Below are 26,459 nucleotides of genomic sequence, written 5' to 3'. Positions count from 1 at the left end.
TGCCGTTTGTATGCCAAATGTTAGCGGAGATGAATACGCATTGGGAAACGCCATTACGGCGTTTCTGCGTTACAGAAATGGCGTCACATCGCCGGTGCCTTCGCGCACCACCACCGGCACGGATTCGGTCAGATCGATAACCGTAGTGGGCTGTTGCCCCAGAAAACCGCCGTGAATGACCAAATCCACCCGTTTGCCCAGTTGTTCCTGAATTTCTTCCGGATCGGACTCGGCGAAATCGTTGCCCGGCAACATCAGCGTGGTCGACATCAGCGGCTCATTCAACGCCGCCAGCAATTCCAGCGCAATCGGATTGGACGGCACGCGCATGCCGATGGTTTTGCGTTTCTCATTCATCAGGCGACGCGGCACTTCCTTAGTCGCTTTGAGAATGAAGGTGTAATTGCCGGGGGTATTATTCTTGATCAACCGGAACGCGGCGTTATCCACATAGGCGTAAGAAGATAACTCCGACAGATCGCGGCACATCAGGGTGAAATTATGGTTCTGATCCAGATCACGAATGCGGCAGATGCGCTCCATCGCCGCTTTATCCTCCAGCATGCACCCTAGCGCGTACCCTGAATCGGTGGGGTACACAATTACCCCGCTTTTGTGCAGGATTTCCACCGTCTGGTTGATCAGCCGCGGTTGCGGGTTCTGCGGGTGAATATAGAAAAACTGACTCATGCTACGTCCTCTGCCTTCTGAAAACGTACACCCCGCCAGGCGACACCGCCATAACGGGTTGAACGAATGCTGTCGTGATATCTACCGGGGTTTAATCGGCCAACGCCGGATGTTGCCAGACCGGCTCCACGCCGGCGGGCAGCCACAATTTTCGTCCCAGTTCTATCCAGGCGCAGGGCTGATGAAAATCCGAACCCTGCGACCCCAGCAAATGGTAGTCCTGCGCATAACGCGCCAAATGCGAACGCTCGTCCGGCGCCTGTTGACACTGGGCTATTTCCATCGCTTCTCCGCCGCACCCGGCAAAATGCCCGATCAACCGTTTCAGCCACTTGGCGGTCAGGTCATAACGGCCGGGATGCGCCAGCACCGCGACCCCGCCCGACTGGCGGATAGCGTCCACGGCTTGCTGTATTGTACACCACTGCGGCGGCACATAACCGGTTTTCCCTTTAGCCAGATACTTTTTGAACACCTGCGCCACTGTGGCGGCTTTCCCTAATTCCACCAGATAACGCGCGAAATGCCCGCGCGTTATCATGCCGCCTTCCGCCAGTCGGGACGCCCCCGCCAGCGCATCCGGAATCAGCGCCTTTTCCAGCCGCTGCGCAATCTGCACGGCCCGCTGCTCGCGGTACTTCACCTGCTGTTGCAGTAATGACGTCAGCGCCGGATGTCGGCAATCCAGCCCCAGCCCGACGATATGGATCTCATGGTTTTCCCACACGGTGGAAATCTCGACGCCGGAAATCAACCGCAACGGCAGCGCCTGCTGCTGAATAGCGGTCTGCGCCTCATCCAGCGCCGCGGTAGTGTCGTGATCGGTGATCGCCAGCACGCTGACGCGCATGCTCACCGCGCGCTGCACCAGCTCGGTTGGCGTCAGCAAACCGTCGGAAGCCGTGGTGTGGCTGTGCAGATCATACAGGGGAAACGTCGGTGATACCGGCAACTCGTCTGGCACGTCAGGTGTCTCTCTGTTCAGGGAATTTCAGGCGGCATGATGCCACCAACCTCGCTAAAAAGGAAAAAAGATCGGTGGGCCCGATGTGGGTTGTCGGCCAGCCATCTACAGCCGGACATCTCCCCGAAAAAATCGTGTGAAATGTTATTGACTTCCCTTTCCCGTTCCAGTTAACTAGTACACAAGTTCAAACGTAGCGATAAATGAGGACAATGGCGATGACGGTAATGACCCTAACCCTGAAAAATCATGCTGGTTGGTGGCGCTTCTCCCTGTTGCGGGCGAAGTGATGACGCATAGCCATTATCTGACATGCATATCCTGAAGCCCGCTGATTAGCGGGTTTTTTTATGGACAAAATACGAGTAGACATCATGCAAATACCACAACCTGAACTTGAGCTGCTGCGCGTCGGTGCCGAATACCGCAACGACCCCAGCGCGATGTTCCACCAGCTGTGCGGCGCTCGCCCGGCAACCCTGCTGCTGGAGTCGGCGGAAATCGATAGCAAACAAAATCTGCAAAGCCTGCTTATCGTCGACAGCGCCCTGCGTATTACCGCCCTCGGACCACAGGTGTCGATTCAGGCGCTGACCGCCAACGGCGCGTCGCTGTTGCCGCTGTTGGATAACGCACTGCCTGCTGATGTCATCGTCGATGCGCGCCCGAACAGCCGCGAACTGACCTTCCCGACCATCGATATCATGCAGGACGAAGACGCGCGTCTGCGCTCCCTGTCGGTATTTGACGCGCTGCGCCAACTGCTGGCGCTGGTGGCATGCCCGGAGCATGAGCGTGAGGCCATGTTCTTCGGCGGGCTGTTCGCCTACGATCTGGTGGCGGGTTTCGAAAGTCTGCCGCCGCTCAGCCAGCAACAACGTTGCCCGGATTACTGCTTCTACCTGGCCGAAACCCTGCTGGTGGTGGACCATCAACAACGCGCTACCCATCTGCAGGCCAGCCTGTTTACCCCTAACGCCGCGGAACGTCAGCGCCTGCAACAGCGTCTGGAACAGTTGCAGCATCAGTTGCGCCAGCCGGCCCCGGCGTTGCCGTGCCAGACGGTGGACACCATGACGCTGGCCTGTAACCAGAGCGATGAAGATTACGGCGCCGTGGTCAGCCAGATGCAGCAGGCGATCCGCATCGGCGAAATTTTCCAGGTGGTGCCGTCCCGCCGCTTCTCGCTGCCGTGCCCGTCGCCGCTGGCCGCCTACCAGACCCTGAAAGACAACAACCCCAGTCCTTACATGTTCTACATGCAGGATCAGGATTTCACCCTGTTCGGCGCGTCGCCGGAAAGTTCGCTCAAATACGACGCCGCCAGCCGCCAGATCGAAATCTATCCCATCGCCGGCACTCGCCCGCGCGGCCGCCACGCCGACGGCTCGCTGGACCGGGATCTGGACAGCCGTATCGAGCTGGAAATGCGTACCGATCATAAAGAACTGGCCGAACACCTGATGCTGGTGGACCTGGCCCGCAACGATCTGGCGCGAATCTGCGAACCCGGCAGCCGCTATGTGGCGGACCTGACTAAAGTAGACCGTTATTCGTTCGTGATGCATCTGGTGTCCCGCGTGGTCGGTACCCTGCGCGCGGATCTGGACGTGCTGCACGCCTACCGCGCCTGCATGAACATGGGCACGTTGAGCGGCGCCCCCAAAGTACGCGCCATGCAGCTGATCGCGGAAAGCGAGAAAACCCGCCGCGGCAGTTACGGTGGCGCAGTGGGCTACTTCACCGCCCGCGGCGACCTCGACACCTGCATCGTGATCCGCTCCGCTTACGTGGAAGACGGCATCGCCACCGTGCAGGCCGGCGCCGGCGTAGTGCTGGATTCCCACCCGCAGGCTGAGGCCGATGAAACCCGTAACAAAGCCCGCGCGGTTCTGCGCGCGATTGCCAGTGCGCATCATGCCCGGGAGGTGTTCTGATGGCCGATATCCTGTTGCTCGATAATATCGACTCTTTTACCTATAACCTGGTCGACCAGTTGCGCGCCAGCGGCCATAACGTAGTGGTGTACCGCAATCAACTGCCTGCCGATGTCATTATCGACCGACTGCAGCAGATGGAAAAACCGGTGCTGATGCTCTCGCCCGGCCCCGGAACGCCGTCTGAAGCCGGCTGCATGCCGGCACTGCTGCAACGCCTGCGCGGTCAGTTGCCGATCATCGGCATCTGTCTGGGCCATCAGGCTATCGTTGAAGCCTACGGCGGTCATGTCGGTCAGGCCGGTGAAATTCTGCATGGCAAAGCCTCCAGCATTGAGCACGACGGTCAGGCGATGTTCAACGGCCTGCCCAGCCCGCTGCCGGTGGCGCGTTACCACTCGCTGGTTGGCAGCGACATCCCGGCCGAACTGGTGATTAACGCCAGTTTTAACGGCATGGTGATGGCGGTGCGCCATGACGAGCATCGCGTTTGCGGTTTCCAGTTCCACCCGGAATCCATCCTCACCACTCACGGCGCACGTTTGCTGAACCAGACGCTGGACTGGGCACTGGCCTGATTTGACGGAGACACCACTGATGCAACCGATTCTTGAAAAACTGTACCGCGCCGACATCCTGAGTCAGGCAGAAAGCCAGCAGCTGTTTGCCGCCATCATTCAGGGTGAACTTGATCCGACGCAACTGGCTGCGGCGCTGATCAGCATGAAGGTACGCGGCGAGCACCCGGATGAAATCGCCGGGGCCGCCACCGCGCTGCTGGCCGACGCCAAGCCGTTCCCGCGCCCGGACTACCTGTTCGCGGACATCGTCGGCACCGGCGGCGACGGCACCAACAGCATCAACATCTCCACCGCCAGCGCGTTTGTGGCCGCCGCCTGTGGGCTAAAGGTCGCCAAGCACGGCAACCGCAGCGTCTCCAGCCGTTCCGGCTCGTCGGATTTGCTGTCGGCGTTCGGCATCAAGCTCGATATGTCGGCTGAGGTATCACGCCAGGCGCTGGACGATCTGGGGGTATGCTTTCTGTTTGCGCCGCAATACCACACCGGTTTCCGTCACGCGATGCCGGTGCGCCAGCAGTTGAAAACCCGTACCGTGTTCAACGTGCTGGGGCCGCTGATCAACCCGGCCCGCCCGCCGTTGGCGCTGATCGGCGTCTACCGGCCGGAACTGGTACGGCCAATCGCCGAAACTCTGAAAGTGCTGGGATACCAGCGCGCGGCCGTGGTGCACGGCGGCGGTATGGATGAAGTCGCCATTCATGCGCCGACACAGGTTGCCGAACTGCGTGACGGTCAGGTGGAAACCTACCAGCTGACGCCTCATGATTTCGGGCTGGACTCCTTCGCACTGGATGATTTGCTGGGCGGCACGCCGGAAGAAAACCGTGATATTCTGGCTCGATTGCTTCAGGGTAAGGGCCAACCGGCGCACGACGCGGCTGTCGCGGCCAATGTGGCGCTGTTGCTGAAATTGTTCGGACAGGAAGATCTGCGGCAGAATGCCCGACAGGCGCTGGACGTGATTCACAGCGGTCAGGCTTACCAGCGCGTGCTGGAACTGGCAGCCAGAGGATGATGAAGAAAATGCAGGAAACCGTATTAACCAAAATTGTGCGCGACAAAGCGCAGTGGATCGCCGAACGGCAGCAACGACAGCCGCTCGACAGCTTTCAGTCACAGGTAACGCCCAGTTCGCGCCACTTCTATCAGTCGCTGAAACAGGCCAATCCGGCGTTTATTCTGGAGTGCAAAAAAGCCTCGCCCTCCAAGGGGTTGATTCGCGCCGATTTCGACCCGGTCGCAATTGCGCGAGTTTATCAGGATTACGCGTCCGCCATTTCGGTACTGACCGACGAGAAGTATTTCCAGGGCGATTTTGCTTTTCTGACCCAGGTCAGCGCGGCGGTTGCTCAGCCGGTGCTGTGCAAGGACTTCATTATCGACCCGTACCAGATCTATCTGGCCCGTTACTATCAGGCCGACGCGATTCTGCTGATGCTGTCGGTACTGGATGATGAACAGTATCGCCGGCTGGCGCAGGTAGCGCACAGCCTGAATATGGGCATCCTGACGGAAGTCAGCAATGAAGCCGAACTGGAACGCGCTATTGCGCTGGAAGCGCGCGTGGTCGGCATCAACAACCGCGACCTGCGCGACCTCTCTATCGACCTTAACCGTACCCGCACGCTGGTGCCGCGTCTGCCTGCCGGCGTGACGGTAATCAGCGAATCCGGCATCAGCCGTCATGCCCATATTCAGGAACTGAGCCAGTACGCCAATGGTTTTCTGATCGGCAGTTCGCTAATGGAAGAAGACGACCTGACGCTGGCGGTACGCCGGGTCATCCTCGGGGAAAACAAAGTGTGCGGGTTGACCCGGCCCGACGATGCCGCCGCGGCCTTTCAGGCGGGCGCGGTGTACGGCGGGTTGATTTTTGTCGCCAGTTCCCCGCGCTGCGTGACACCGTCACAGGCACGTGCCGTGATGGCGGGCGCGCCCTTGCGTTATGTCGGGGTATTCCGTAACGCGCCGCTGGCCGACATCGTGGCAACCGCAGCGTCGCTCCAGCTGACGGCCGTACAGTTACACGGCAGCGAAGACGAAACCGCCATCGCCGCCTTACGTGAACAGTTGCCCGCTGCCTGCCAGATCTGGAAAGCGCAAAGCGTCGGCGACACACTGCCCCCGCTGGCGCTGGCGCAGGTTGACCGGGTGCTGCTCGACAACGGTCAGGGCGGCAGCGGCCAATCGTTCGACTGGTCATTGCTGCAGGGTCAATCGCTGCAGCAGGTGCTGCTGGCCGGCGGACTCGGCCCGGACAACGTGGCGCAGGCCGCGACACTCGGCGCCGCCGGGCTGGATTTCAACTCTGGCGTAGAGTCGCAACCCGGCATCAAAGATCCGCAGAAAATCGCGGCGGTATTCCGGACGCTGCGTACGGCGCAACCCCGCCGTACCTCTCATGAATAACAAGATACAGGCTGATTATGACGTTACTTAATCCTTATTTTGGTGAATTTGGTGGTCAGTACGTACCACAGATCCTGATGCCGGCTCTGCGCCAGTTGGAAGAGGCATTTGTCAGCGCGCAGCGTGACCCGGCGTTCCAGGCTGAGTTCAGCGACCTGCTGAAGAACTACGCCGGGCGGCCGACAGCGCTGACCCTGTGTAAAAACCTGACCGCAGGCACCCGAACCAAACTCTATCTGAAACGCGAAGACCTGCTGCACGGCGGCGCGCACAAGACCAATCAGGTACTGGGGCAAGCGCTGCTGGCGAAGCGTATGGGTAAAACCGAAATCATCGCCGAAACCGGCGCCGGCCAACATGGCGTCGCCACCGCGCTAGCCTGCGCCCTGCTGGGGTTGAAATGCCGCGTCTACATGGGCGCCAAGGACGTAGAGCGCCAGTCGCCGAACGTGTTCCGTATGCGATTGATGGGCGCAGAAGTCATTCCGGTGCACAGCGGCTCCGCCACCCTGAAAGACGCCTGCAACGAAGCGCTACGCGACTGGTCCGGCAGCTATGAGACCGCTCATTACCTGCTGGGGACTGCCGCCGGTCCACACCCTTACCCCACCATCGTGCGGGAATTTCAGCGCATGATCGGGGAAGAAACCAAAGCCCAGGTGAAAGAAAAAGAAGGTCGTCTGCCGGATGCGGTGCTGGCCTGCGTCGGCGGCGGTTCCAACGCCATCGGCATGTTTGCTGATTTCATTGACGAGCCGTCCGTGCGTTTGATCGGCGTGGAGCCGGCAGGTCTGGGTATCGAAACCGGGCAGCACGGCGCACCGCTGAAACATGGCCGCGTCGGTATCTACTTCGGTATGAAATCACCGATGATGCAGACCGAAGACGGTCAAATCGAAGAGTCGTACTCTATTTCGGCCGGTCTGGACTTCCCCTCCGTCGGGCCGCAGCACGCGCACCTGAACAGCATCGGGCGGGCGGATTATGTGTCGGTCACCGACGATGAAGCGTTGAACGCATTCCGGGAATTGTCGCGTCACGAAGGGATTATCCCGGCGCTGGAATCCTCCCATGCGCTGGCCCACGCGCTGAAAATGATCAAAGCGGAACCGGAAAAAGAGCAAATTCTGGTGGTCAACCTGTCCGGCCGTGGCGATAAAGACATTTTTACGGTTCACGACATTCTGAAATCCCGGGGAGAGATTTGATGGAACGCTACCACGCTTTGTTTAAACGACTGTCGGAAAAACAGGAAGGGGCGTTTGTGCCGTTTGTTACGCTGGGCGACCCTTCCCCCGAGCTTTCGCTGCGCATTATCGATACGCTGGTGGCCGCGGGTGCAGACGCGCTGGAATTGGGGATCCCGTTCTCCGATCCGCTGGCGGATGGCCCGACCATTCAGAACGCCACGCTGCGCGCGTTCGCCGCCGGCGTGACCCCGGCCCACTGTTTTGAAATGCTGGCGACCATCCGCCAGAAATACCCTGACCTGCCGATCGGCTTGTTGATGTACGCCAACCTGGTGTTCAGCAATGGTATCGACGCTTTTTATCAGCGTTGCGCCGAAACCGGCGTTGACTCGGTGTTGGTAGCCGACGTACCGCTGGAAGAATCCGCGCCGTTTCGCACTGCGGCGATGAAGCATGGCGTCGCGCCAATCTTCATCTGCCCGCCGAATGCGGATGACGACCTGCTGCGTGAAGTGTCATCCTTCGGCCGCGGCTATACTTACCTGCTCTCCCGGGCCGGCGTAACTGGCGCAGAAACCCGCGCCCAACTGCCGCTGCACCATCTGCTGGAAAAACTGCAGGAATACCATGCGGCTCCGCCGCTGCTGGGTTTTGGCATTTCCGAACCGGCTCAGGTGCAAAAAGCGCTGGAATCCGGTGCCGCCGGCGCCATCTCTGGTTCCGCGATTGTCAAAATCATCGAGCAATACCATTCCCAGCCGGATGAGATGCTCGCAAAACTGACCGATTTTGTCCGCGGCATGAAAGCCGCCACCCGCGCACGTTAATCCCGCCAGACCTTCCCGCCATAGCCTGTTTTCCCGGCTATGGCGTTTTATTGTTCTTATCCTTATCAAATGTTCCTGCCAACCACCGCTGAGGATCGTGGATAGCTCCGGCACGTTTACGCTATGCGCGTGGCTCAGCGTACAACATGACAATCTGGCGTCACGTCACAAAATGACAAACATACTCATAATTATGAATTTATTAAGAAGAAGTAAAAAAAGTTAAAAGTGCCAAAAATCAGAAACCAAAAACACAGAGTCAACAAGTTAAATAGTTTCCAAATATTAATTTTGTAAAAATAGATATCAAATAAATTCAAAAAATGAAATATTGTATTTGGTTTTATTGAAACGCCTTTTTATTTCTGTAGACATAGATTCATTGCTATGTAAATAGACGCCCATCACACAAGTAAAATGGCTTTTCATTTTTTTGAGTTTGCCGTTCCGGATCACACATTTGTAAGCAGAGATAAATAAAAATCGGTTCCGTGCTGCGCTATGTCCGCAGCACAACACTAATAAGAATGATCTCTGAGAGGGTTATAGCGATGAAATTTAAAATTCTGACAGTGATGGTTGCATCTTTGGTAAGTATGAGCTCAATGGCGGTCACATTCGATTACCGCCATGAAATGCAGGACACCAAAAGTGCCGATCACAAAGATCGACTGCTGATTTCACACCGTTTTGAGAATGGGTTCGGTTTGTCTTCTGAAGTGAAATGGAAACAATCCAGCAATGACTCCACGCCAAACAAACCTTATAACGAGCAAGTAAGTAATGGCACCGAAGTTACTGCCAGCTATCTGTACAAATTCAATAAAATGTTTAATGCCGAGGCCGGTTTCAACCTGGTTTCCGACAATACGGGCAACACCTATCGTCCTTATATCAAAGGCGGCGTAAACTTTACCGATAGCCTTTACTATACCCTGCGTTATCGTCCTTTCTACCAGCGTTTCAGCAGCAGCATCAATACCCCGACCCCTGCTGATAACACCAATATGAAGGGTTATACCATCACCAGCGTGCTGGGATACAAATTCCTGGACAACTTCACCGTTGAATACGAACTGGAATACAATAAAAACACCAAAGCGGGTGCCGCAGGCTATCGCTTCGACAATGATAGCGACAACTTTACGCATGACGTGAAGCTGGCCTATAAAATCGACAAAAACTGGACCCCGTATGTTCAGGTCGCCAACGTTGAAGGCTCTAAAGTTACTGACGAACGCCAGACCCGTTACCGCGTCGGTGTTCAGTACAACTTCTAATACCGTCCCGGTTATCACCTGACGTAAAAAAGGCGGAACTCCGGTTCCGCCTTCTCTTTTTTGTTTTTTACTTCGCTTATCAGAATTTATAACCGAAGCCAAACATAAATACCCAGGGATCCAGACGAGTTTTGATACTCTGATCCTGGCCGGCTGCCTTGAATTTCACGGTGGTGTCGATATCCATCCACCATACCGACATATTCAACAGCCAGTTTTTATTCAGGTTGTAATCCAGACCGGCCTGCGCGGCAACGCCCCAGGAGTTTTTCAGGCTCAGGTCGCTCAACCCGGCGTCTTTACCCGTCTGGTTAAATTTCTCGTCAAAGAACATGGTGTAGTTCAGACCGACACCCAGATAAGGGCGCAGCTTGTCCGTACTCTGCCCAAAATAATACTGCGCCATCAGCGTCGGCGGCAGGTGTTTAACTTCGGCGATCGGCCCAACATTGCCTACGCCGACCTTGTGCTGGAACGGCGTCGCAGCCAGCAGTTCCACGCCGATATTATCCGTCACCATGTAGCCAAGGGTCAGTCCCAGTTGGGTATTGTTATCCACGTTGAATGAACCCAACCCCAACACATTGTCCGAGCTTTCAACCGGGCGTACCGTTGCCGTTCCAGTACGAACAATCACATCGCCAGCCTGATGAGCTTGCGCCAATGCCGGCATCAACGCGGCAGCCATCATCAATAAAGAAACCTTCTTCATTATCCACTCCATTTGTAAGGTTAATATCCGGGCGAACTATACCCACTAAGGGGTATTTTTGTTTGAAGCCAGATCACATCCTGGCAGGATTTTTGCGACATTATGTCATCAATCAAAACACCCCAAGTCTCTAAAAAACAAAGAATTGATCCAAATCAAAAAGCACAGAAAAGACCAATTTTGCATCAGTACAAAAAAGGAGCTGCGCGACCCGGTATTCGGGCGTAAATTCTTCTGTTCACCTGAGATTCAACACGATTGAGGCCGGTGGATAATCAACCATGAGCGATAACGTCAACCCTTGTATGGAATGCGGTGCTTGCTGCGGTTACTTTCGAGTGTCTTTTTATTGGTCGGAAGCTGATGACGGCGGCGGAAGCGTTCCCGCCTCGCTGACGGAACCGGTAACGCCATTGCTGCGCTGTATGGCCGGCACCAACAGCAAACCGATTCGCTGTTGCGCACTGGAAGGCGAAATCGGTGAGTCGGTCAGTTGCCGTATCTATGCCCAACGGCCCACGCCTTGCCATGAATTTGCGCCATCGGGAGAAAATGGTCAGCGCAATGACGCCTGCGATCGGGCTCGCGCGGCCTATGGCCTGCCGCCGCTGGTTCCAGCCAGATTGCCGCTGCCGTGTGCATGAATCAGAATAAAAAGCAGAACGTCACGCCGGGGTGCCACGAAACAGCTGAACGGGTTACAATAGCCGGATAATATTTTTTGCTAAAAGCCCTATTGCTAACCTTTGCCAAGGAGTTTTCATGCCTATCACGGCCAGCAGATTATACCGTGACACCTTGAATTTTACGCGTAACCAGTTTTTCAGCATCCTGATGCTGGCGCTGCTGACGTCCTTGATCACCGTCGTCCTCGGGCACGTCTTTACGCCCGGCAACGATCAACTGCAACTACTCAGCAACAGTAATGTAGATCTGTCCTCCATCGAGCAGCCTGGTATCAGCGATATCATCCAACAGCTTTCCCCCGAGCAACAAATGGTGCTGCTGAAAGCCTCTGCCGCCGGCACGTTTGCCACGCTGGTAGGCAACGCGCTGCTGACCGGCGGCATCCTGATGCTGATCCAACTGGTGTCGGCGGGTCATAAAATCAGCGCCCTGCGCGCCATTGGCGCCTCGGCGCCGCTGTTACCCCGCCTGTTTTTGCTGATACTGGTTTGCACCCTGTTGATTCAGTTAGGCATGTTATTGGTCGTGGTCCCGGGGATTTTGTTATCCATCGCCTTTAGCCTGTCACCCGTGATCGCCGTTACCGAAAAGCGCGGGATCTTTGCCTCCATGCGTGCCAGCAGCAAGCTGGCGTTCGCCCATTTCCGCCAGACTGCGCCGGCCGTAATACTGTGGCTGCTGGCCAAAGTCGCGCTGTTGTTGTTGCTGACCCGGTTACCGATGGTATCGCCTACCGCCATGGCCGTGATTCTGAACGGCATCAGCAACGTGCTTTCCGCCATGCTGCTGGTCTATGTATTCCGCCTTTACATGCTGGTGCGCGGCTAAATTCACACCGCTTATTCCGGAGCAGCGACGGCGCTGCTCCGCTATCGTCGCCCGCCATAACGTAATTTTCTGCAAATTGTTACGATAAATCGGGAATCGCGCTGCGCAAACGGCGATAATAATTCAGAAATAGATTGGCCCTTTTGATACATGCGGACCACCACCCCACATGGGTAAGTGACGGATTAACATAATGAAGCAACTGATTGATTTTATTCCTCTTATTGTTTTCTTTGTTTGTTATAAACTGTATGACATCTATGTCGCCTCCGGAGCATTGATTGCTGCAACGGCGGCGACGTTACTGTTGAGTTGGTTTATTTACCGCAAAATCGAAAAGATGATGCTGCTGACGTTCCTGATGGTTGCCGTATTCGGCACCCTGACGCTGGTATTCCACAATGACCAGTTCATCAAATGGAAAGTAACCATTATTTATACGCTGTTCGCCATTGCCTTGCTGTTCAGCCAGTTTGTGATGAAGAAAACCCTGATTCAGCGCATGCTGGGTAAAGAACTGGCGTTACCGGAAATAGTATGGGCAAAACTGAATATTTCATGGGCGGTATTTTTCCTGCTGTGCGGCCTGGCTAATATTTATATTGCATTCTGGCTGCCGCAAAGCGTTTGGGTTGACTTTAAAGTATTTGGCCTCACCGGCCTGACTCTGGTATTTACATTGCTGTGCGGCGTTTACATTTATCGCCATCTGCCGGCTGAGCCGGAAAAGACGGAAAACGAAAGCGACAAATGATCGCCCGACACAGACTGACATTGACTACTCACAAGCGGATTCGTTGACCCTATGAGCAAACAAGACGCATTACCTCACGGCGAACTGGTGCTGCGCACGCTGGCCATGCCGGCGGACACCAATGCCAACGGCGATATTTTTGGCGGCTGGCTGATGTCGCAGATGGATATCGGCGGCGCTATCCAGGCAAAAGAGATTGCAGAAGGTCGCGTCGTCACCGTTCGGGTTGACGGCATGACGTTCCTAAAACCTGTCGCCGTCGGCGATGTGGTGTGCTGCTATGCCCGCTGCGTCCGTACCGGTCGCAGCTCGATGACTATTAATGTGGAAGTGTGGGTGAAAAAGGTTTCGACCGACCCTATCGGCCAACGCTACCGCGCCACCGAAGCGCTGTTTACCTACGTTGCCGTGGACGAAGACGGTCGACCGCGCGAATTGCCGGAAGGGAAAAGCCATTTCGAGCCTGAGCAATAATGACAAATGATTAAGGCACCGCTAGCGGTGCCTTAATTTTTTCAACGTCAATCGGGCTGCGACTTACTCCATCGCGGCGCCGCCATTGATTCTAAAGATGATCGTCACCACCAGGTCTTTCCCCGGTTTGCTCTCTTCATAACGCCATTTACGCATCGCCTGCTTGATATCTCGCTCAAACATGTTCTTAGGCTCCGCCGACAGTACACGGACGTTATCCACCCGTCCCGATTCATCGACGTCAAACTGCACCTTAACCCGGCCTTCGATACGCAAGGCGAACGCCCGAGCCGGGTATTCCGGCTGAGCCCGGCTCAACGGTCTTGGCCCCGAGGGCTGAGCGCTGGCGACCGGAGCCTGGCTGACCGGCGCCGTATTACGGCTGACTGTCTGGCTGGCCGACGGCGTCGCCGTCGGCTGCGGCGCGGTTTCACGCGGCGTTTCCTTCGGCTGTTCCACTTTTTTTACCGGTTTAGGTTTCGGCTCCGGTTTCGGCTTAGGTTTGGGCTGGGGCTTCGGCTCCGGCAACGGGACTGGAACCGGTTTTGGCAGCGGCGGCGGTTCTGGCTGAACTTCCGGCTCCGGCGTCGGTTCCGGCACCTTTTCCGGTTCTGGCTGAGGCGCAGCCGATGGGGCTGGCGCAGCTTCCTCCGGCGCGGTATTGACCATCACGACCTGGATCGGCTGCGGCGTCGACGGCAGCTTGACTGATGTATTAAATGAAGCAAACAGCAACCCGGCAATCAGTGAACCATGAAAACCCACGGAAATCAGCATCGGCCATGAATATCGGCGGGTCAGGAAAAATGTTTTCTGCGGCATAGTTATATGATGTCCTCTCACTGCGCAAGTTTAAATGCAAATGACAATCATATTCAATAGAAGCCGATCAATTCCCGCATGGGACGGCTCAATCCGCATCGGTTTTCGTGCCGGACGGACGGTAACAGGGATTGTCCTACCGGTATCATCGCGTATGATGGCGGTTCCGTCCCACAATGGTCTGACAGACCGAGGTTTACCATGCTGTATGTGATTTATGCCACCGATGTGCCCGGCTCACTGGAAAAACGTCTGGCCGCTCGCCCCGCACATATCGCCCGCCTGCAAACACTGCGGGATCAGGGGCGTTTGTTGACCGCGGGCGCGCTGCCGGCTATCGACAGTGAAGACCCAGGCACCGCCGGATTTACCGGTTCAACGGTGATTGCCGAATTCCCGTCGCTGGAAGACGCCCGCCATTGGGCAGACGAAGATCCCTATGTCGCCGCCGGCGTCTACGAGTCTGTCAGCGTCAAGCCCTTCAGAAAAGCATTTTAATCCAAATTTGACGGAGGTCATGGCATTTTCACCAAATGACGCCTCCGTTTTCCTCTTAAATATCTGAAATATTTTAGTCATTTAATGATGTTATGTTGGCGGCAATTTATCTTTAGAGAGTAGATTGTCATGTCAACATCCGCCCCGTCACGCTCCGGTTTTCTGGGCAGAGTGCGTCAATACCGCCTGAGTTTTCTTTCCGGTTTGCTGCTAATCATTGGGTTATTTTCCTTACTACAGCTGTTGTCCGTAGGGATGATATCGAAAACCATGACTGAAGTACGTCAGGACAGCGCCGCCAACGAAGCCCTGCGCCAACAACAGGCACTGATGGATCAGGCTCGCATGGAAGTGATGAACGCCAGCGACAAGCTCAATCGTGCCGGCATTTACCTGATGTTTGACAAAGAAACCGGCTCGGTCGGCAGTTGGAACAGCCTGATGACCGAAGCGGAAGAGTCGTTAACCCACGCGCAGGCGTATTATCAAAAGCTAGAGCGCTTTTCTGGCGCCACCCGCAATGACGCCGCCTTCACCGAGCTAAAAAGCAGTTATCAGCAGCTCTATAACGGGCTGCTCGAACTGGCGCAAGGCATCAAAAAAACCAACGAAATCGATATTTTCTTTGCCGTCCCCATCCAGGCTTACCAGACCCTGTTTACCCAAAAATACGCCCGGTACCTGCAGGAAAACGATGCCCGTCAAAAGCAACATGCTCAGCAGCTGTTGGATAATCTTGATGCCGCCCACACCCTGTTTATCGTCATTCTGGGATTGTTGCTGACGATTTCGCTGGTCGTCTGGATTGGCGTGAACAAAGTGATCGTTCATCCGCTTAAGCGCATCACCGACCACCTGCGGCTGATCGCAGCTGGCGATCTATCGCATGACATCGGCATAGAAAAACGTGCAACCCGTGAAATCGCGCTGCTAAACAGCAGCGTGGTGCAGATGCAGAGCGGTCTGGTGGACCTGATAAGTCAAGTTCGTCAGGGGATGGAAACCATGATGCAACAGGTCAGTCATGTCACTACCGACAACCGTTTGCTGTCTGAACAGGCCAATCGACAGTCCGCAGAGTTGAAAGTCACCACCGAGCACATCATCCAGATCAGTCAGCACCTGGAGCAGAACGCCCAGTACACCGAGCAAGCCAGTCATCACGCACAAGAAACCAGTCACATCGCCGAACAGGGCGAAACCATGATGAGCGACGTCAGAGACGCGATGCAGGACATTTCCGGCCGCAGCAAGGAAATGACGGAAGTGATCTCGCTGATTGAAAACGTGGCGTTTCAGACGCATATCCTGTCGCTGAATGCCGCAATTGAAGCGGCCCGGGCCGGCGAGATGGGTAAAGGTTTCTCGGTTGTCGCCCGCGAGGTGGGCGCGCTGGCTTCACAAAGCAGTCAGTCGGCCCAAAACATCAATGCGTTGATTCATGAATCGGACAGCAGCGTCGCTACCGGCGCCAGACTGGTCGGTCACCTCAACGATAGCCTGCAGGAAATCATTCAGGCGGCCAAAGGCACCAGCACATTCCTGAGTGAAATCACCGATATTTCGCAACAACAGAATCAAAGCATCCATGAAGTGACCAACCGCATCAGTTCACTCAACGATACGGTGAAACAGAATGCCCTGCAGGTGGACGCCTCTGCCCGCACCTGCCTTCAGTTGCTTGAGCAGACCGAGCAGCTCAATCTGTCGGTATCCCTGTTCCAGTTGCCCGGCACGGCGGCAGCGGCCGAATCTGACGCGCCTCGCGCTACGCCGGCTCCGGTCGCTAATGGCTATGTTGCCCTACCGCAACACTCGCCAGCCCTGTAATCCTCTCTTTCAGATAATAAAAAAAGCCCAACGCTCTGGCGAGCGTTGGGCCTGACACGGACTACCTGATGGTTACCACTCGTAAGCCACCGCATACAATAACGCGCGACGTTGCTGCTTCTGGAGCAGGTAGCGCACGTGGTGGATATGCCGGTAACCGCGTGACTGGGCCTCAAGCCAGCGGCTGCGACGGCGCTGCACCTGACGTTGCATACGCCAACGGCTAACTTCATTCCGGCTGCGTTTCATGGCTCGACTCTTGTTTCATGGCACAACTCTGTAATAAGCGTGATGGGACCGGGTTATTATATCCCTCTGATATCCTCCGCCAAGCGATACGACAGGATTTTCCCGAATCCGCACGCTTGCCCTTCATGCGCTATAGTATTCAGAGTAAAGGACTTTCCCCTTTGGGGAACTATGCATACACTTGAACTCGTAAACATTTCGCAGCAGGGAACCGTGCATTGTTACTATGACAGCATTTTATACTGTACTGAGCGGATTACTGGTTTTCAGCTATTGGCTGCTCGTTGCCAGCATTACGCTGCGTATTCTGATGAAAAGACGCGCGGTTCCTTCCGCTATGGCCTGGCTGTTGGTGATTTATATTCTGCCGCTGGTCGGGATCGTCGCTTATCTGTTATTCGGCGAATTGCATCTGGGGAAACGCCGTGCGGAACGCGCCCGGCAAATGTGGCCGGTTACCGCGCAGTGGCTTCGTGAACTAAAAGAATATCGCCGCATTTTCGCCACTGAAAATAGTGAAGTGGCGCGATCGTTGTTTCAGCTCTGCGAGCGTCGTCAGGGCATTGGCGGCATCAAGGGTAATCAGTTGCAGTTGTTGACCTCATTCGACGACACCATCAGGACGTTGATTCGCGACATTGAACTGGCCCGCAATAACATCGAGATGGTGTTCTATATCTGGCAGGCCGGCGGATTGGTGGATCAGGTGATGACCGCCCTGCTGGCGGCGTCGCGACGCGGGGTCAAATGCCGCATCCTGCTGGATTCGGCAGGCAGCGTGCAATTCTTTCACAGCACCTACCCGGAGGTCATGCGCGCCGCCGACATCACGGTGGTGGATGCGCTACAGGTCAACCTGCTGCGCGCATTCCTGCGCCGGATGGACTTACGCCAGCACCGTAAGGTGATCCTGATTGATAACCGCATCGCCTACACCGGCAGCATGAACATGGTGGATCCGCGTTATTTCAAGCAAGACTCCGGCGTCGGCCAGTGGGTGGACCTGATGGTGCGCATCGAAGGTCCGGTGACCACCACGATGGGCGTTATCTATAGCCTCGACTGGGAAATGGAAACCGGTCAGCGCCTGCCGCCGCCGCCGCCCGACGTGAATATCATGCCGTTTGAGCAAGAGCGCGGCCATACGGTGCAGGTCATCGCCTCCGGTCCCGGCTACCCCGAGGATATGATCCATCAGGCGCTGCTGACCGCCGTTTACTCTGCTCGTCATCAGTTGATCATGACCACGCCCTATTTTGTGCCCAGCGACGACCTGCAACACGCCATCTGCACCGCCGCACAGCGCGGCGTAGAGGTCAGCGTCATCGTACCTTACAAAAACGATTCCGTGATGGTTGGCTGGGCCTGCAAAGCTTTTTTCACCGAACTACTGGCGGCGGGCGTTAAAATTTATCAGTTCGAAGGCGGGTTGCTGCACACCAAAAGCGTGCTGGTAGACGGCCAGCTCAGTCTGGTGGGGACGGTCAATCTGGATATGCGCAGCCTGTGGCTGAACTTCGAAATCACCCTGGTGATTGACGACGACGGGTTTGGCAGCGATCTGGCCTGCGTGCAGGAGGATTACATGTCCCGCTCTCGCCTGCTGAACACTAAAGAATGGCTAAAACGCCCCTACTGGCAGCGTATCGTCGAGCGGCTGTTTTACTTTTTCAGTCCACTGCTGTAATCACACCGCCCTTCATGCTCTAATACCCCCATCACGTTTTAACAGGAATGTTGTATGGATTTAAATAACCGCCTGACAGAAGATGAAACGCTGGAACAGGCCTACGATATCTTTCTGGAACTGGCGCCGGATAACCTGGACCCGGCAGATATCCTGCTGTTCAACCTGCAGTTCGAAGAGCGTGGCGGTGCGGAGCTGTTTGATCCGGCGGAAGACTGGCAGGAACACGTGGATTTCGACCTGAATCCGGACTTTTTCGCCGAAGTAGTCATTGGTCTGGCCGAGCAGGAAGGTGAGGAAATCAATGATATTTTCGCCCGCATTCTGATCTGCCGCGAAAAGGACCACAAACTGTGCCACATTCTGTGGAAAGAGTAACCGCCGCGATCGCAGCCTAATCGGCCATCATCAGCGATCAGCGACGAACAGCAAAACGCCCCTGACGGGGCGTTTTGCTTATTACCGGGTATTGCTTACACGAGCAGCGCCGGATTACGACAGCGGATCCACCTTCAGGCAGGATACCGCATGACGGAAGCTGCCTTCGAGCACCGGCCGGGTTTTGGTGCATTCCGGCCCGACAACCGGGCAACGGGTGCAGAACACACAGCCGGTAGGCGGATTAATCGGTGACGGCAGGTCGCCTTCCAGCAGTTGAATCTGCTTGTTGCGCTCCTTGTCCGGGTCAGGAATCGGCACCGCCGACATCAGGGCGCGGGTATAAGGATGCTGCGGATTGTGGTACAGCTCATCGTAGGTTCCCAGTTCCACCGCATGACCCAGATACATCACCAGCACGCGGTCGGAGATATGTTTCACCACCGACAAATCGTGGGCGATAAAGATCAGCGACAGCCCCATTTCCCGCTGTAACTGTTGCAGCAGGTTCACCACCTGAGCCTGAATCGACACGTCCAGCGCGGAAACCGGTTCATCACAGATGATCAGTTTCGGTTCCAGAATCAGCGCGCGGGCAATACCGATACGCTGACACTGACCACCGGAAAACTCGTGCGGGTAGCGGTTGATCAGGTTCGGCAGCAGGCCAACCTTCATCATCATCGCTTTGACGCGGTCTTTCACTTCCTGACGCGGCATCTCCGGGTGATAGGTGCGCAGCGGTTCGGCGATAATTTCGCCGATGGTCATACGCGGGTTCAGCGACGCCAGCGGATCCTGGAAAATCATCTGGATATCGCTGCGCACATTGCGCCATTCGGTATCACGCATCCCCAGCAGGTCTTTACCCAGCCAGCTAATGCGCCCGCTGGTGGCCTTCACCAGACCGATGATCGCGCGGGCCAGCGTGGATTTTCCGCAACCGGACTCCCCAACCACCCCCAGCGTTTCCCCTTCGTACAGCCGCAGGGTAACGCCATCAACCGCTTTCAGCTTCCTGGCGGGTTGCCAGAACCACTGTTTATCATCGCGGATATCAAAGTGGACTTTCAGTTCATCCACTTCAAGCAAGACTTTTTTGTTTTCCAGCTCGTTCATACTAATTCCCCCACACTCCGGAAACAGGCACGCAGACGGCCCTCGCCAAACGGCGTCAATTCAGGCGCCTGCTGGCACCGGTCCTGTGCATAGGGGCAACGCGGCTGGAAAGGACACCCTTTCGGCAAGCGCAACAGGTTAGGCGGATTGCCCGGAATAGTGGCCAGCGCTTCGTTCTCTTCGTCAAGACGGGGAACGGCTTTCAGCAAGCCGATTGAATACGGATGCGTCGGCTCGTAGAAAATTTCGCGCGCGCTGCCGTACTCCATGGTACGGCCGGCGTACATCACCAGCACCTTGTCGCAAATACCCGCTACCACGCCCAAATCGTGGGTAATCATGATAATGGCGGTATTGAACTCGCGCTTCAGGTCGTTGAGCAATGTCATGATCTGCGCCTGCACCGTCACGTCGAGCGCGGTGGTCGGTTCGTCGGCGATCAGCAATTTAGGACGGCACAGCAGCGCCATCGCGATCATAACGCGCTGACGCATCCCGCCGGAAAACTCGTGCGGGTACATGCGCATACGTTTTCTGGCTTCCGGCATTTTCACCGCGTCCAGCATACGCACCGACTCGTCAAACGCTTCGCTTTTACCGAGTTTCTTGTGCTGCATCAGCACTTCCATCAGTTGGTCGCCGACACGCATGTACGGGTTCAGCGACGTCATCGGGTCCTGGAAAATCATGGCGATCTCTTCCGCGCGCAGGCGATTGAGCTCACGTTCCGGCAGATTGAGAATCTCGCGCCCGTTGAAACGGGCGGAACCGCCGATACGGCCGTTCGCGGCCAGCAGGCCCATCAGCGCAAACGCTGTCTGGGATTTACCAGAGCCGGACTCCCCGACAATCCCCAGCGTCTCACCGGCGCTGAGAGAGAAATTAAGGTCGTTTACCGCGGTGACATCACCGTCAGGCGTACTGAAAGTCACGCGCAAATCTTTAACGTCAAGCAGCGCTTCACGGGGTTGTGACGTATTCATCATGGTATGAAGCGTCTCCTTAGCGGTCTTTCGGGTCGAGGGCATCACGCAGGCCATCGCCGATAAAGTTGAAACAGAACAGGGTCACCACCAGGAAACCGGCGGGATACAGCAGCAGCCACGGCGCCACTTCCATTGAATTGGCGCCATCGTTCAGCAGCGCGCCCCAGCTGCTCAGCGGTTCCTGGGTACCCAGGCCAAGGAAACTCAGAAAAGATTCGAACAGGATCATGCTCGGCACCAGCAGCGACGCGTAGACCACGACCACGCCCAGCACATTCGGCACGACATGGCGCAGCACGATACTACGGGTGGATACACCGCACACCAACGCGGCTTCAATGAACTCTTTACGTTTCAGGCTCAGGGTCTGGCCGCGAACGATACGGGCCATGTCCAGCCAGGACACCATGCCTATAGCCACAAAAATCAGCAGGATATTTTGCCCGAACAGCGTCACCAGCAGGATAACGAAGAACATGAACGGGAAGGAGTTAAGGATCTCCAGCAGACGCATCATGACCGAGTCCACTTTCCCACCCAGATAGCCGGATGCAGCGCCATACAGCGTTCCCACGACTACTGCCACCAACGCGGCGGCAACGCCGACCATCAGAGAAATACGTCCGCCGATCGCCACACGCACCAGCAGGTCGCGGCCGGACGAATCGGTGCCGAAATAGTGTTTGGACACCATGTCAGGCGCGCTGGACATCATATTCCAGTCGGTATCGGCATAGTTGAACGGCGCCACCATCGGGCCAATGACGACAAACAGCGTGATGAGCGTCAGTACGAACAGGCTGGCCAGCGCCGCCCGGTTGTGCATGAAGCGACGGCGCGCATCCTGCCACAGGCTGCGCCCTTCCACTTCCAGTTTTTCGCTGAAATTATCCAGCGCTTCGCGGTTACGTTTATTCCAAAACATCAGTGATTTACCTTAGTAACGGATCTTCGGATCGATGACCGCGTACAGCACATCGATGACCGCATTAAACAGAATGGTCAGCGCGCCCACCAAAACCGTCAGGCTGAGCACCAGCGAATAGTCACGGTTAAGCGCACCGTTAACAAACAACTGACCAATACCAGGTAAACCGAAAATGGTTTCAATCACCATGGAGCCAGTGATGATCCCCACGAACGCCGGCCCCATGTAGGAAAGCACCGGCAACAGCGCCGGCTTCAGGGCATGGCGCAGAATAATCCGGTGCAGCGGCAGCCCTTTGGCGCGCGCGGTGCGGATAAAGTTCGAATGCAGCACTTCAATCATGGAGCCGCGGGTAATACGGGCGATACTGGCGATATAGGACAGGGACAGCGCAACCATCGGCAAAATGATGTATTTCGGCGCGCCGCCGTTCCAGCCGCCCCCGGGCAGCCAGCGCAGGGTTATCGCAAAGACCAGCACCAGCAGCGGCGCCACCACAAAGCTCGGGATTACCACCCCGGTCATGGCAAACCCCATTACCGTGTAGTCCCATTTACTGTTTTGATTCAATGCGGCAATCACGCCGGAGGTCACCCCCAGCACCACAGCCAGCAGAAAAGCGGCGGCACCCAATTTAGCCGACACCGGAAAAGCCCGGACGACCAAATCATTTACCGAATAATCTTTGTACTTGAAAGACGGCCCGAAGTCGCCTTGCAGCAACTGCACCAGATAATTACCGTACTGTTTGATCATCGGATCGTTCAGATGGTATTTGGCTTCGATATTCGCCATCACTTCAGGGGGAAGGTTGCGTTCTCCAGTAAACGGACTTCCCGGGGCCAGTCGCATCATGAAAAACGAGATGGTAATCAGGATGAACAACGTCGGGATTGCTTCCAGGCAACGACGGAAAATAAATTTTAACATTGACCTTACCTATAAAACCGGTCTGAGATTTTCTCTTCTATCTATCAAACCGAATAAGGACTGCGTGCCAGCACGCAGTCCCATCATCATTAATGCTTGATAATATAAAGATTTTTAACGTTGAGGTTATCCAGCGGATCTTTACCGGTCAGGCCGCCTACATACGGCTTAACCAGACGGGTATTGGCGTAGTAGTAAACCGGAACGATAACCGCGTCTTTTTCCAGCAGCGCTTCCGCTTCTCGGTAAACACCGGCGCGTTCATCCTCTGTTTTGGCCGCCAGCGCTTGCGCCATCAGCTTGTCGAAATCCGCGCTCTTGTAATGCGAGGTGTTGCTGCTGCTGTTGGCGATCATGATGTTCAGGAACGTAGTCGGTTCGTTATAGTCCGCACACCAGCCGGCACGAGCTACGTCAAAGGTCCCCTGATGACGGCTATCCAGGAAGGTTTTCCACTCCTGGTTTTCCAGCTTCGCATCTACGCCGATATTGCTTTTCCAGATGGAAGAAGCAGCGATCGCCAGTTTCTTGTGCAGATCGGAAGTATTGTACAGCAGGTTAAAGGTCAGCGGTTTTTCAGCAGTGAAGCCCGCTTCGGCCAGCAGTTTCTTCGCTTCGGCATTACGTTTTTCACGTGACCAGCTCACCCACTCCGGCGGAGTCAGTTTGCCGTCCAGGCCGTCGATGTACGGCGGGGTGAAACCAAACGCCGGGGTATCGCCCTGACCTTTCACCTTGTTAACCAGAATGTCCTGATCCAGACCCAGCACCAGCGCCTGACGCACGCGGGCGTCGGTAAACGGCGCTTTCTGGTTGTTGATTTCATAGTAGTAGGTGCACAGATACGGATCCGCCTTCACTTCATTGGGGATCTCTTTCTTCAGCTTCTGGAACAGTTCGATCGGCAGGTTGTTATAAGTCATGTCGATCTCGCCGCTGCGGTAGCGGTTCACGTCCGTTACTTCGGAGGAGATCGGCAGATAAGTCACTTTATTGATGATGGTGTTGGCGTTATCCCAGTAGTTCGGGTTGCGCTCCAGAACGATTTTTTCGTTCACGATCCATTCTTTCAGCTTGTAAGCGCCGTTGCCGACCCAGTTGGCCGGTTGGGTCCACTTGTCGCCGAATTGCTCAACCACTTTTTGGTTCACCGGGAAAGTGGACGGATGCACCAGCAGTTTATAGAAGTACGGAACCGGTTCGCTGAGGGTCACTTCCAGCGTGTGGTCGTCGATCGCTTTCACGCCCAGCGTGTCAGGTGACTTTTTGCCCGCGACGACATCATCGATGTTAACGATATGGCCGAACTGCAGGTAACTGGCATAAGGAGAGGCGGTTTTCGGGTTAGAAATGCGCTGCCAGCTGTAAACGAAATCCTGAGCGGTGACCGGATCGCCGTTGGACCATTTGGCGTTTTTACGCAAATGGAAGGTCCATACTTTGAAATCTTTATTGTCCCAGCTTTCTGCCACGCCCGGCGCAGGATGACCATCTGGGGACGTTACCAGCAGCCCTTCCAGCAGATCGCGCGCAATGTTGGATTCCGGCACGCCTTCAATTTTATGCGGGTCCAGCGAGGCAACCTCGGAACCATTATTGCGCACCAGCTCCTGTTTCTCAGCCAGTTGAACGCCGGCCGGCACCGTGGCGGCCCAGGCGGAAACGCCAGCAGAGGCAGTAATAGCAGCAAGAATGCTGACCGCCAGTCTTTTTTTAATAGTGTTGTTTACCATTATTTACCTTGCTCCTGTTCTACTGTTATCGCCCAATCAGGCACATAACTTTTTTTACGTATTAAGCGGACAGACATCATCGCCACCAGAGGAACGAATCTGGCAACATGGCCGCTCAATCACATCTAAATTGTTTTATCCACGCAACACGGTCTGATACGTCATAACGCCGCGTCAACGTGTCGGAAAAATCAACAGAGATAAAAACAGCACATTTCGGCAACCCAAAAACTGCCGCAGCCCTTTCCCAGACGCGACAGCCCACAGCCATTTCCACTCTTCCCTGATGGTACGCTCCCCACAAAAAAGCAGCCACGGATAAATCTCTAATAAAATTAACTTATCCATAACAGCCAAGGGGAATAGCGTGATGCCGAACGTATCAGAAGAATCCGTCTTCGCCAATAGATTTTGCAGGCTGTTACTTAAATTTCTTTTCCATCTCGGAAAGTCACAAAATGGCTCGAACGCGTAAATGGATATAAAAACATCCATGACGAGCGTCACTGGGGTAAAAATTCACCCGGCAGCAGATTGTCCAATAACTTGTAAGTATGAAAGAATTAACAGTAGATCAGGGCAAAAAATGCACGATAAAACACTTCCGCACACAATAACATCATTCCCGGCGCCACGCCCTCCGCGTGTGAATAAATTAACAGCGAAAACGCATATGCAACTCGCCATAATGCCAGTCGCCTTTCACGCCATATGCATTAGCTTATCTAAGGCATGCGATAAAGAATGAAAATAAGCTATACCCTCTGAGATGATAAATGAGTGATAAATAATAGTGGACGGCATGCTTTCCCCGGCCCAATTATTGCCGGGGAATAAACATAAGAAAAAAGTATTAATAAAAATAAAGTTAGCAGCCCTTGCGGCTATAGCAAACCGGGAAACAAGGTGCGAATTCCGGTGACGATAAATTCGATGCCGAGCGACATCAACAACAACCCCATGATACGCGTCACCACGTTAATGCCGGTCTGCCCCAGCAGTCGCACCAGCGCCGGCGCGGCTCTGAACAGCAGCCAGCAGCAGAATGCGAAAAAGGCAATCGCCGCCGATAGCCCCAGCAGATTCTGCCAGCCGTGATAACGGGAACTCCAGACAATGGTGGAACTGATTGCCCCCGGCCCCGCCATCAGCGGCAATGCCAGCGGCACCACGCCAATACTTTCCCGATTGGCGGTTTCCGTTTTTTCCTGTTTATTCTGTTTATCCTCACCCAGCTTGCCGCTAATCATCGACATGGCGATGGTGACAATCAGAATGCCGCCCGCAATCCGAAACGAATCAATGGAAATACCGAACAACCGCAAAATCATGTCGCCGAAAAACAACGCGCCCCAGAGAATGATCACCACGGAGACATTCGCCGTGAGGTTGGTCTTAGACCGCCCCTCCGCTCCCTGATAACTGGTCATACTTATAAAGATAGGCAAAATCCCCACCGGGTTAATCAGCGCAAACAACCCGATAAAGAATTTGATGTAACCGGAGAAATCCAGGACAGGCTGAATCACATTCCACCTCTGAAGGTTATTGTCAACGTAGGGAATCCCTGATGGGCCACAACCGATACCGTGATGCTTCCTACAGTAATGTAAAGCATCGCGCGCCTCCATCCTCCGTCCTGATAATTATTCTCTGCACCCATTCAGATTTTCGATACAAATCCATATAAACCCACTCATATTATGGTCATTTATTTTTAACAAATCGTCGCTATAAATGATATTAATTCTCAAAAACATCATGCTGAATGGTGTCAGCATTAAGATTTAGCGAGCATGATCACAAAAAATCGGCTAACAACGGGGTATTCTGCCTTCATCGTAACAAGAAGGATTAACGACAGCAGATTCTACCGCCAAATCGCCGACGACTTTAGGAGCAGGATTGAGAAACCAGGGTTTCTGTTATTAAACAAGGCGATCGCATTTATCGGGAGCGCTTTGAG

Annotated in this window: 25 protein-coding genes, 1 pseudogene and 1 other annotated feature; of the genes and pseudogenes, 14 read left to right on the top strand and 12 right to left on the bottom strand. The window is 55.1% G+C overall.

What is annotated here, in order from left to right; genetic code table 11:
- Positions 1–69: 69 nt before the first annotated feature.
- Together DXXMK7_RS10400 and DXXMK7_RS10395 are read right to left on the bottom strand one after the other, a co-directional pair.
- Complete coding sequence (locus DXXMK7_RS10400) at positions 70–690, bottom strand: L-threonylcarbamoyladenylate synthase (RefSeq protein WP_038919022.1); 621 nt, start codon at positions 688–690, stop codon at positions 70–72.
- A 91-nt stretch (positions 691–781) separates the two neighbouring features.
- The gene (locus tag DXXMK7_RS10395) at positions 782–1,654 is read right to left on the bottom strand and encodes a PHP domain-containing protein (protein WP_038919021.1); all 873 of its coding nucleotides are present in this window, start codon (positions 1,652–1,654) and stop codon (positions 782–784) included.
- Positions 1,655–1,905: 251 nt separating this feature from the next.
- Positions 1,906–2,006, top strand: a sequence feature (Trp leader region).
- A 22-nt stretch (positions 2,007–2,028) separates the two neighbouring features.
- Between DXXMK7_RS10395 and DXXMK7_RS10390 the strand changes: the two genes are divergently transcribed.
- The 6 genes and pseudogenes from DXXMK7_RS10390 (at position 2,029) to DXXMK7_RS10360 (ending at position 9,878) form a co-directional block, all read left to right on the top strand.
- Positions 2,029–3,591: an anthranilate synthase component 1 gene (locus DXXMK7_RS10390; RefSeq protein WP_038919020.1), complete on the top strand. Its 1,563-nt coding sequence runs from the start codon at positions 2,029–2,031 to the stop codon at positions 3,589–3,591.
- Positions 3,591–5,187: pseudogene (gene trpD / locus DXXMK7_RS23060) on the top strand (bifunctional anthranilate synthase glutamate amidotransferase component TrpG/anthranilate phosphoribosyltransferase TrpD). Before DXXMK7_RS10390 ends, trpD begins: the two are co-directional and overlap by 1 nt.
- Before the next feature lie 8 nt (positions 5,188–5,195).
- Positions 5,196–6,581: a bifunctional indole-3-glycerol-phosphate synthase TrpC/phosphoribosylanthranilate isomerase TrpF gene (trpCF, locus tag DXXMK7_RS10375; protein ID WP_038920963.1), complete on the top strand. Its 1,386-nt coding sequence runs from the start codon at positions 5,196–5,198 to the stop codon at positions 6,579–6,581.
- 17 nt (positions 6,582–6,598) lie between these two features.
- The gene (trpB, locus tag DXXMK7_RS10370; RefSeq protein WP_038919017.1) at positions 6,599–7,789 is read left to right on the top strand and encodes a tryptophan synthase subunit beta; all 1,191 of its coding nucleotides are present in this window, start codon (positions 6,599–6,601) and stop codon (positions 7,787–7,789) included.
- Entirely contained in the window at positions 7,789–8,598 is an 810-nt protein-coding gene (gene trpA, locus DXXMK7_RS10365) for a tryptophan synthase subunit alpha (protein WP_038919015.1), read from the top strand. The genes trpB and trpA overlap by 1 nt, the downstream gene beginning before the upstream one ends.
- Positions 8,599–9,149: 551 nt before the next feature.
- Complete coding sequence (locus tag DXXMK7_RS10360; protein ID WP_038919014.1) at positions 9,150–9,878, top strand: oligogalacturonate-specific porin KdgM family protein; 729 nt, start codon at positions 9,150–9,152, stop codon at positions 9,876–9,878.
- A 79-nt stretch (positions 9,879–9,957) separates the two neighbouring features.
- Here DXXMK7_RS10360 and ompW read toward each other — a convergent pair whose 3' ends face one another.
- A complete protein-coding gene (gene ompW, locus DXXMK7_RS10355; RefSeq protein WP_013317880.1) occupies positions 9,958–10,590 on the bottom strand; it encodes an outer membrane protein OmpW in 633 nt (210 codons plus the stop codon).
- 338 nt (positions 10,591–10,928) lie between these two features.
- Here ompW and DXXMK7_RS10350 point away from each other — a divergent pair, with 338 nt between their 5' ends.
- The 4 genes from DXXMK7_RS10350 to yciA all read left to right on the top strand — a co-directional run bounded on the left by DXXMK7_RS10350 (position 10,929) and on the right by yciA (position 13,333).
- Positions 10,929–11,234: a YkgJ family cysteine cluster protein gene (locus tag DXXMK7_RS10350; protein ID WP_231348866.1), complete on the top strand. Its 306-nt coding sequence runs from the start codon at positions 10,929–10,931 to the stop codon at positions 11,232–11,234.
- A gap of 118 nt (positions 11,235–11,352) precedes the next feature.
- On the top strand, positions 11,353–12,105 hold the full coding sequence (locus DXXMK7_RS10345) for a YciC family protein (RefSeq protein ID WP_038919011.1): 753 nt from the start codon (positions 11,353–11,355) through the stop codon (positions 12,103–12,105).
- Between the two features lie 193 nt (positions 12,106–12,298).
- Positions 12,299–12,859: a septation protein A gene (locus DXXMK7_RS10340; RefSeq protein ID WP_038919010.1), complete on the top strand. Its 561-nt coding sequence runs from the start codon at positions 12,299–12,301 to the stop codon at positions 12,857–12,859.
- A gap of 51 nt (positions 12,860–12,910) precedes the next feature.
- On the top strand, positions 12,911–13,333 hold the full coding sequence (yciA, locus tag DXXMK7_RS10335) for an acyl-CoA thioester hydrolase YciA (protein ID WP_013317876.1): 423 nt from the start codon (positions 12,911–12,913) through the stop codon (positions 13,331–13,333).
- A 63-nt stretch (positions 13,334–13,396) separates the two neighbouring features.
- Here yciA and tonB read toward each other — a convergent pair whose 3' ends face one another.
- Positions 13,397–14,155 carry a TonB system transport protein TonB gene (tonB, locus tag DXXMK7_RS10330; protein WP_038919008.1) on the bottom strand — a complete coding sequence of 253 codons (759 nt, stop codon included), beginning with the start codon at positions 14,153–14,155 and terminating at the stop codon, positions 13,397–13,399.
- 201 nt (positions 14,156–14,356) lie between these two features.
- Here tonB and DXXMK7_RS10325 point away from each other — a divergent pair, with 201 nt between their 5' ends.
- A complete protein-coding gene (locus DXXMK7_RS10325) occupies positions 14,357–14,653 on the top strand; it encodes a YciI family protein (protein ID WP_038658828.1) in 297 nt (98 codons plus the stop codon).
- A 129-nt stretch (positions 14,654–14,782) separates the two neighbouring features.
- Positions 14,783–16,483: a methyl-accepting chemotaxis protein gene (locus DXXMK7_RS10320; RefSeq protein ID WP_038919006.1), complete on the top strand. Its 1,701-nt coding sequence runs from the start codon at positions 14,783–14,785 to the stop codon at positions 16,481–16,483.
- Between the two features lie 72 nt (positions 16,484–16,555).
- Here the strand turns inward: DXXMK7_RS10320 and DXXMK7_RS22635 are convergent, their stop codons facing one another.
- Entirely contained in the window at positions 16,556–16,732 is a 177-nt protein-coding gene (locus tag DXXMK7_RS22635) for a YciY family protein (protein ID WP_087881238.1), read from the bottom strand.
- Between the two features lie 226 nt (positions 16,733–16,958).
- Here DXXMK7_RS22635 and cls point away from each other — a divergent pair, with 226 nt between their 5' ends.
- Both cls and DXXMK7_RS10310 read left to right on the top strand, forming a co-directional pair.
- On the top strand, positions 16,959–18,419 hold the full coding sequence (gene cls, locus DXXMK7_RS10315) for a cardiolipin synthase (protein ID WP_038919005.1): 1,461 nt from the start codon (positions 16,959–16,961) through the stop codon (positions 18,417–18,419).
- Between the two features lie 54 nt (positions 18,420–18,473).
- Positions 18,474–18,797 (top strand): HI1450 family dsDNA-mimic protein, encoded by a 324-nt coding sequence (locus DXXMK7_RS10310; RefSeq protein WP_013317870.1) that lies wholly within the window; start codon positions 18,474–18,476, stop codon positions 18,795–18,797.
- Between the two features lie 114 nt (positions 18,798–18,911).
- Here the strand turns inward: DXXMK7_RS10310 and oppF are convergent, their stop codons facing one another.
- The 7 genes from oppF to DXXMK7_RS10275 all read right to left on the bottom strand — a co-directional run bounded on the left by oppF (position 18,912) and on the right by DXXMK7_RS10275 (position 26,022).
- Positions 18,912–19,916 (bottom strand): murein tripeptide/oligopeptide ABC transporter ATP binding protein OppF, encoded by a 1,005-nt coding sequence (oppF, locus tag DXXMK7_RS10305; protein WP_038919004.1) that lies wholly within the window; start codon positions 19,914–19,916, stop codon positions 18,912–18,914.
- Positions 19,913–20,902 (bottom strand): ABC transporter ATP-binding protein, encoded by a 990-nt coding sequence (locus tag DXXMK7_RS10300; protein WP_038919003.1) that lies wholly within the window; start codon positions 20,900–20,902, stop codon positions 19,913–19,915. Before DXXMK7_RS10300 ends, oppF begins: the two co-directional genes overlap by 4 nt.
- A 16-nt stretch (positions 20,903–20,918) precedes the next feature.
- Positions 20,919–21,827, bottom strand: a complete 909-nt coding sequence (gene oppC, locus DXXMK7_RS10295; RefSeq protein ID WP_038658842.1) for an oligopeptide ABC transporter permease OppC — start codon at positions 21,825–21,827, stop codon at positions 20,919–20,921.
- A 12-nt stretch (positions 21,828–21,839) separates the two neighbouring features.
- Entirely contained in the window at positions 21,840–22,760 is a 921-nt protein-coding gene (gene oppB, locus DXXMK7_RS10290; RefSeq protein WP_038658845.1) for an oligopeptide ABC transporter permease OppB, read from the bottom strand.
- An 89-nt stretch (positions 22,761–22,849) separates the two neighbouring features.
- A complete protein-coding gene (gene oppA / locus DXXMK7_RS10285; protein ID WP_038919001.1) occupies positions 22,850–24,493 on the bottom strand; it encodes an oligopeptide ABC transporter substrate-binding protein OppA in 1,644 nt (547 codons plus the stop codon).
- A gap of 174 nt (positions 24,494–24,667) precedes the next feature.
- On the bottom strand, positions 24,668–24,988 hold the full coding sequence (locus DXXMK7_RS10280) for a hypothetical protein (protein WP_038919000.1): 321 nt from the start codon (positions 24,986–24,988) through the stop codon (positions 24,668–24,670).
- 389 nt (positions 24,989–25,377) lie between these two features.
- Entirely contained in the window at positions 25,378–26,022 is a 645-nt protein-coding gene (locus DXXMK7_RS10275; protein WP_038918999.1) for a YchE family NAAT transporter, read from the bottom strand.
- Between the last annotated feature and the right edge of the window lie 437 nt (positions 26,023–26,459).

This window comes from Dickeya sp. MK7, assembly GCF_000406305.1.
GTDB classification, from domain to species: Bacteria; Pseudomonadota; Gammaproteobacteria; order Enterobacterales; family Enterobacteriaceae; genus Dickeya; species Dickeya fangzhongdai.
Note: the sequence above shows the minus strand (reverse complement) of the source record. Positions and strands in the feature narration are given on the sequence as shown.

Coding starts and splice junctions, on each gene's coding strand:
- DXXMK7_RS10325 (WP_038658828.1), top strand. CDS start 14,357: ATGCTGTATGTGATTTATGCCACCGATGTGCCCGGCTCACTGGAAAAA.
- oppB (WP_038658845.1), bottom strand. CDS start 22,760: ATGTTAAAATTTATTTTCCGTCGTTGCCTGGAAGCAATCCCGACGTTG.
- oppC (WP_038658842.1), bottom strand. CDS start 21,827: ATGTTTTGGAATAAACGTAACCGCGAAGCGCTGGATAATTTCAGCGAA.
- ompW (WP_013317880.1), bottom strand. CDS start 10,590: ATGAAGAAGGTTTCTTTATTGATGATGGCTGCCGCGTTGATGCCGGCA.
- oppF (WP_038919004.1), bottom strand. CDS start 19,916: ATGAACGAGCTGGAAAACAAAAAAGTCTTGCTTGAAGTGGATGAACTG.
- trpB (WP_038919017.1), top strand. CDS start 6,599: ATGACGTTACTTAATCCTTATTTTGGTGAATTTGGTGGTCAGTACGTA.
- DXXMK7_RS10390 (WP_038919020.1), top strand. CDS start 2,029: ATGCAAATACCACAACCTGAACTTGAGCTGCTGCGCGTCGGTGCCGAA.
- DXXMK7_RS10320 (WP_038919006.1), top strand. CDS start 14,783: ATGTCAACATCCGCCCCGTCACGCTCCGGTTTTCTGGGCAGAGTGCGT.
- trpA (WP_038919015.1), top strand. CDS start 7,789: ATGGAACGCTACCACGCTTTGTTTAAACGACTGTCGGAAAAACAGGAA.
- DXXMK7_RS10360 (WP_038919014.1), top strand. CDS start 9,150: ATGAAATTTAAAATTCTGACAGTGATGGTTGCATCTTTGGTAAGTATG.
- DXXMK7_RS10310 (WP_013317870.1), top strand. CDS start 18,474: ATGGATTTAAATAACCGCCTGACAGAAGATGAAACGCTGGAACAGGCC.
- DXXMK7_RS10300 (WP_038919003.1), bottom strand. CDS start 20,902: ATGATGAATACGTCACAACCCCGTGAAGCGCTGCTTGACGTTAAAGAT.
- trpCF (WP_038920963.1), top strand. CDS start 5,196: ATGCAGGAAACCGTATTAACCAAAATTGTGCGCGACAAAGCGCAGTGG.
- DXXMK7_RS10280 (WP_038919000.1), bottom strand. CDS start 24,988: ATGGATGTTTTTATATCCATTTACGCGTTCGAGCCATTTTGTGACTTT.
- tonB (WP_038919008.1), bottom strand. CDS start 14,155: ATGCCGCAGAAAACATTTTTCCTGACCCGCCGATATTCATGGCCGATG.
- DXXMK7_RS10400 (WP_038919022.1), bottom strand. CDS start 690: ATGAGTCAGTTTTTCTATATTCACCCGCAGAACCCGCAACCGCGGCTG.
- cls (WP_038919005.1), top strand. CDS start 16,959: ATGACAGCATTTTATACTGTACTGAGCGGATTACTGGTTTTCAGCTAT.
- yciA (WP_013317876.1), top strand. CDS start 12,911: ATGAGCAAACAAGACGCATTACCTCACGGCGAACTGGTGCTGCGCACG.
- DXXMK7_RS10340 (WP_038919010.1), top strand. CDS start 12,299: ATGAAGCAACTGATTGATTTTATTCCTCTTATTGTTTTCTTTGTTTGT.
- oppA (WP_038919001.1), bottom strand. CDS start 24,493: ATGGTAAACAACACTATTAAAAAAAGACTGGCGGTCAGCATTCTTGCT.
- DXXMK7_RS22635 (WP_087881238.1), bottom strand. CDS start 16,732: ATGAAACGCAGCCGGAATGAAGTTAGCCGTTGGCGTATGCAACGTCAG.
- DXXMK7_RS10345 (WP_038919011.1), top strand. CDS start 11,353: ATGCCTATCACGGCCAGCAGATTATACCGTGACACCTTGAATTTTACG.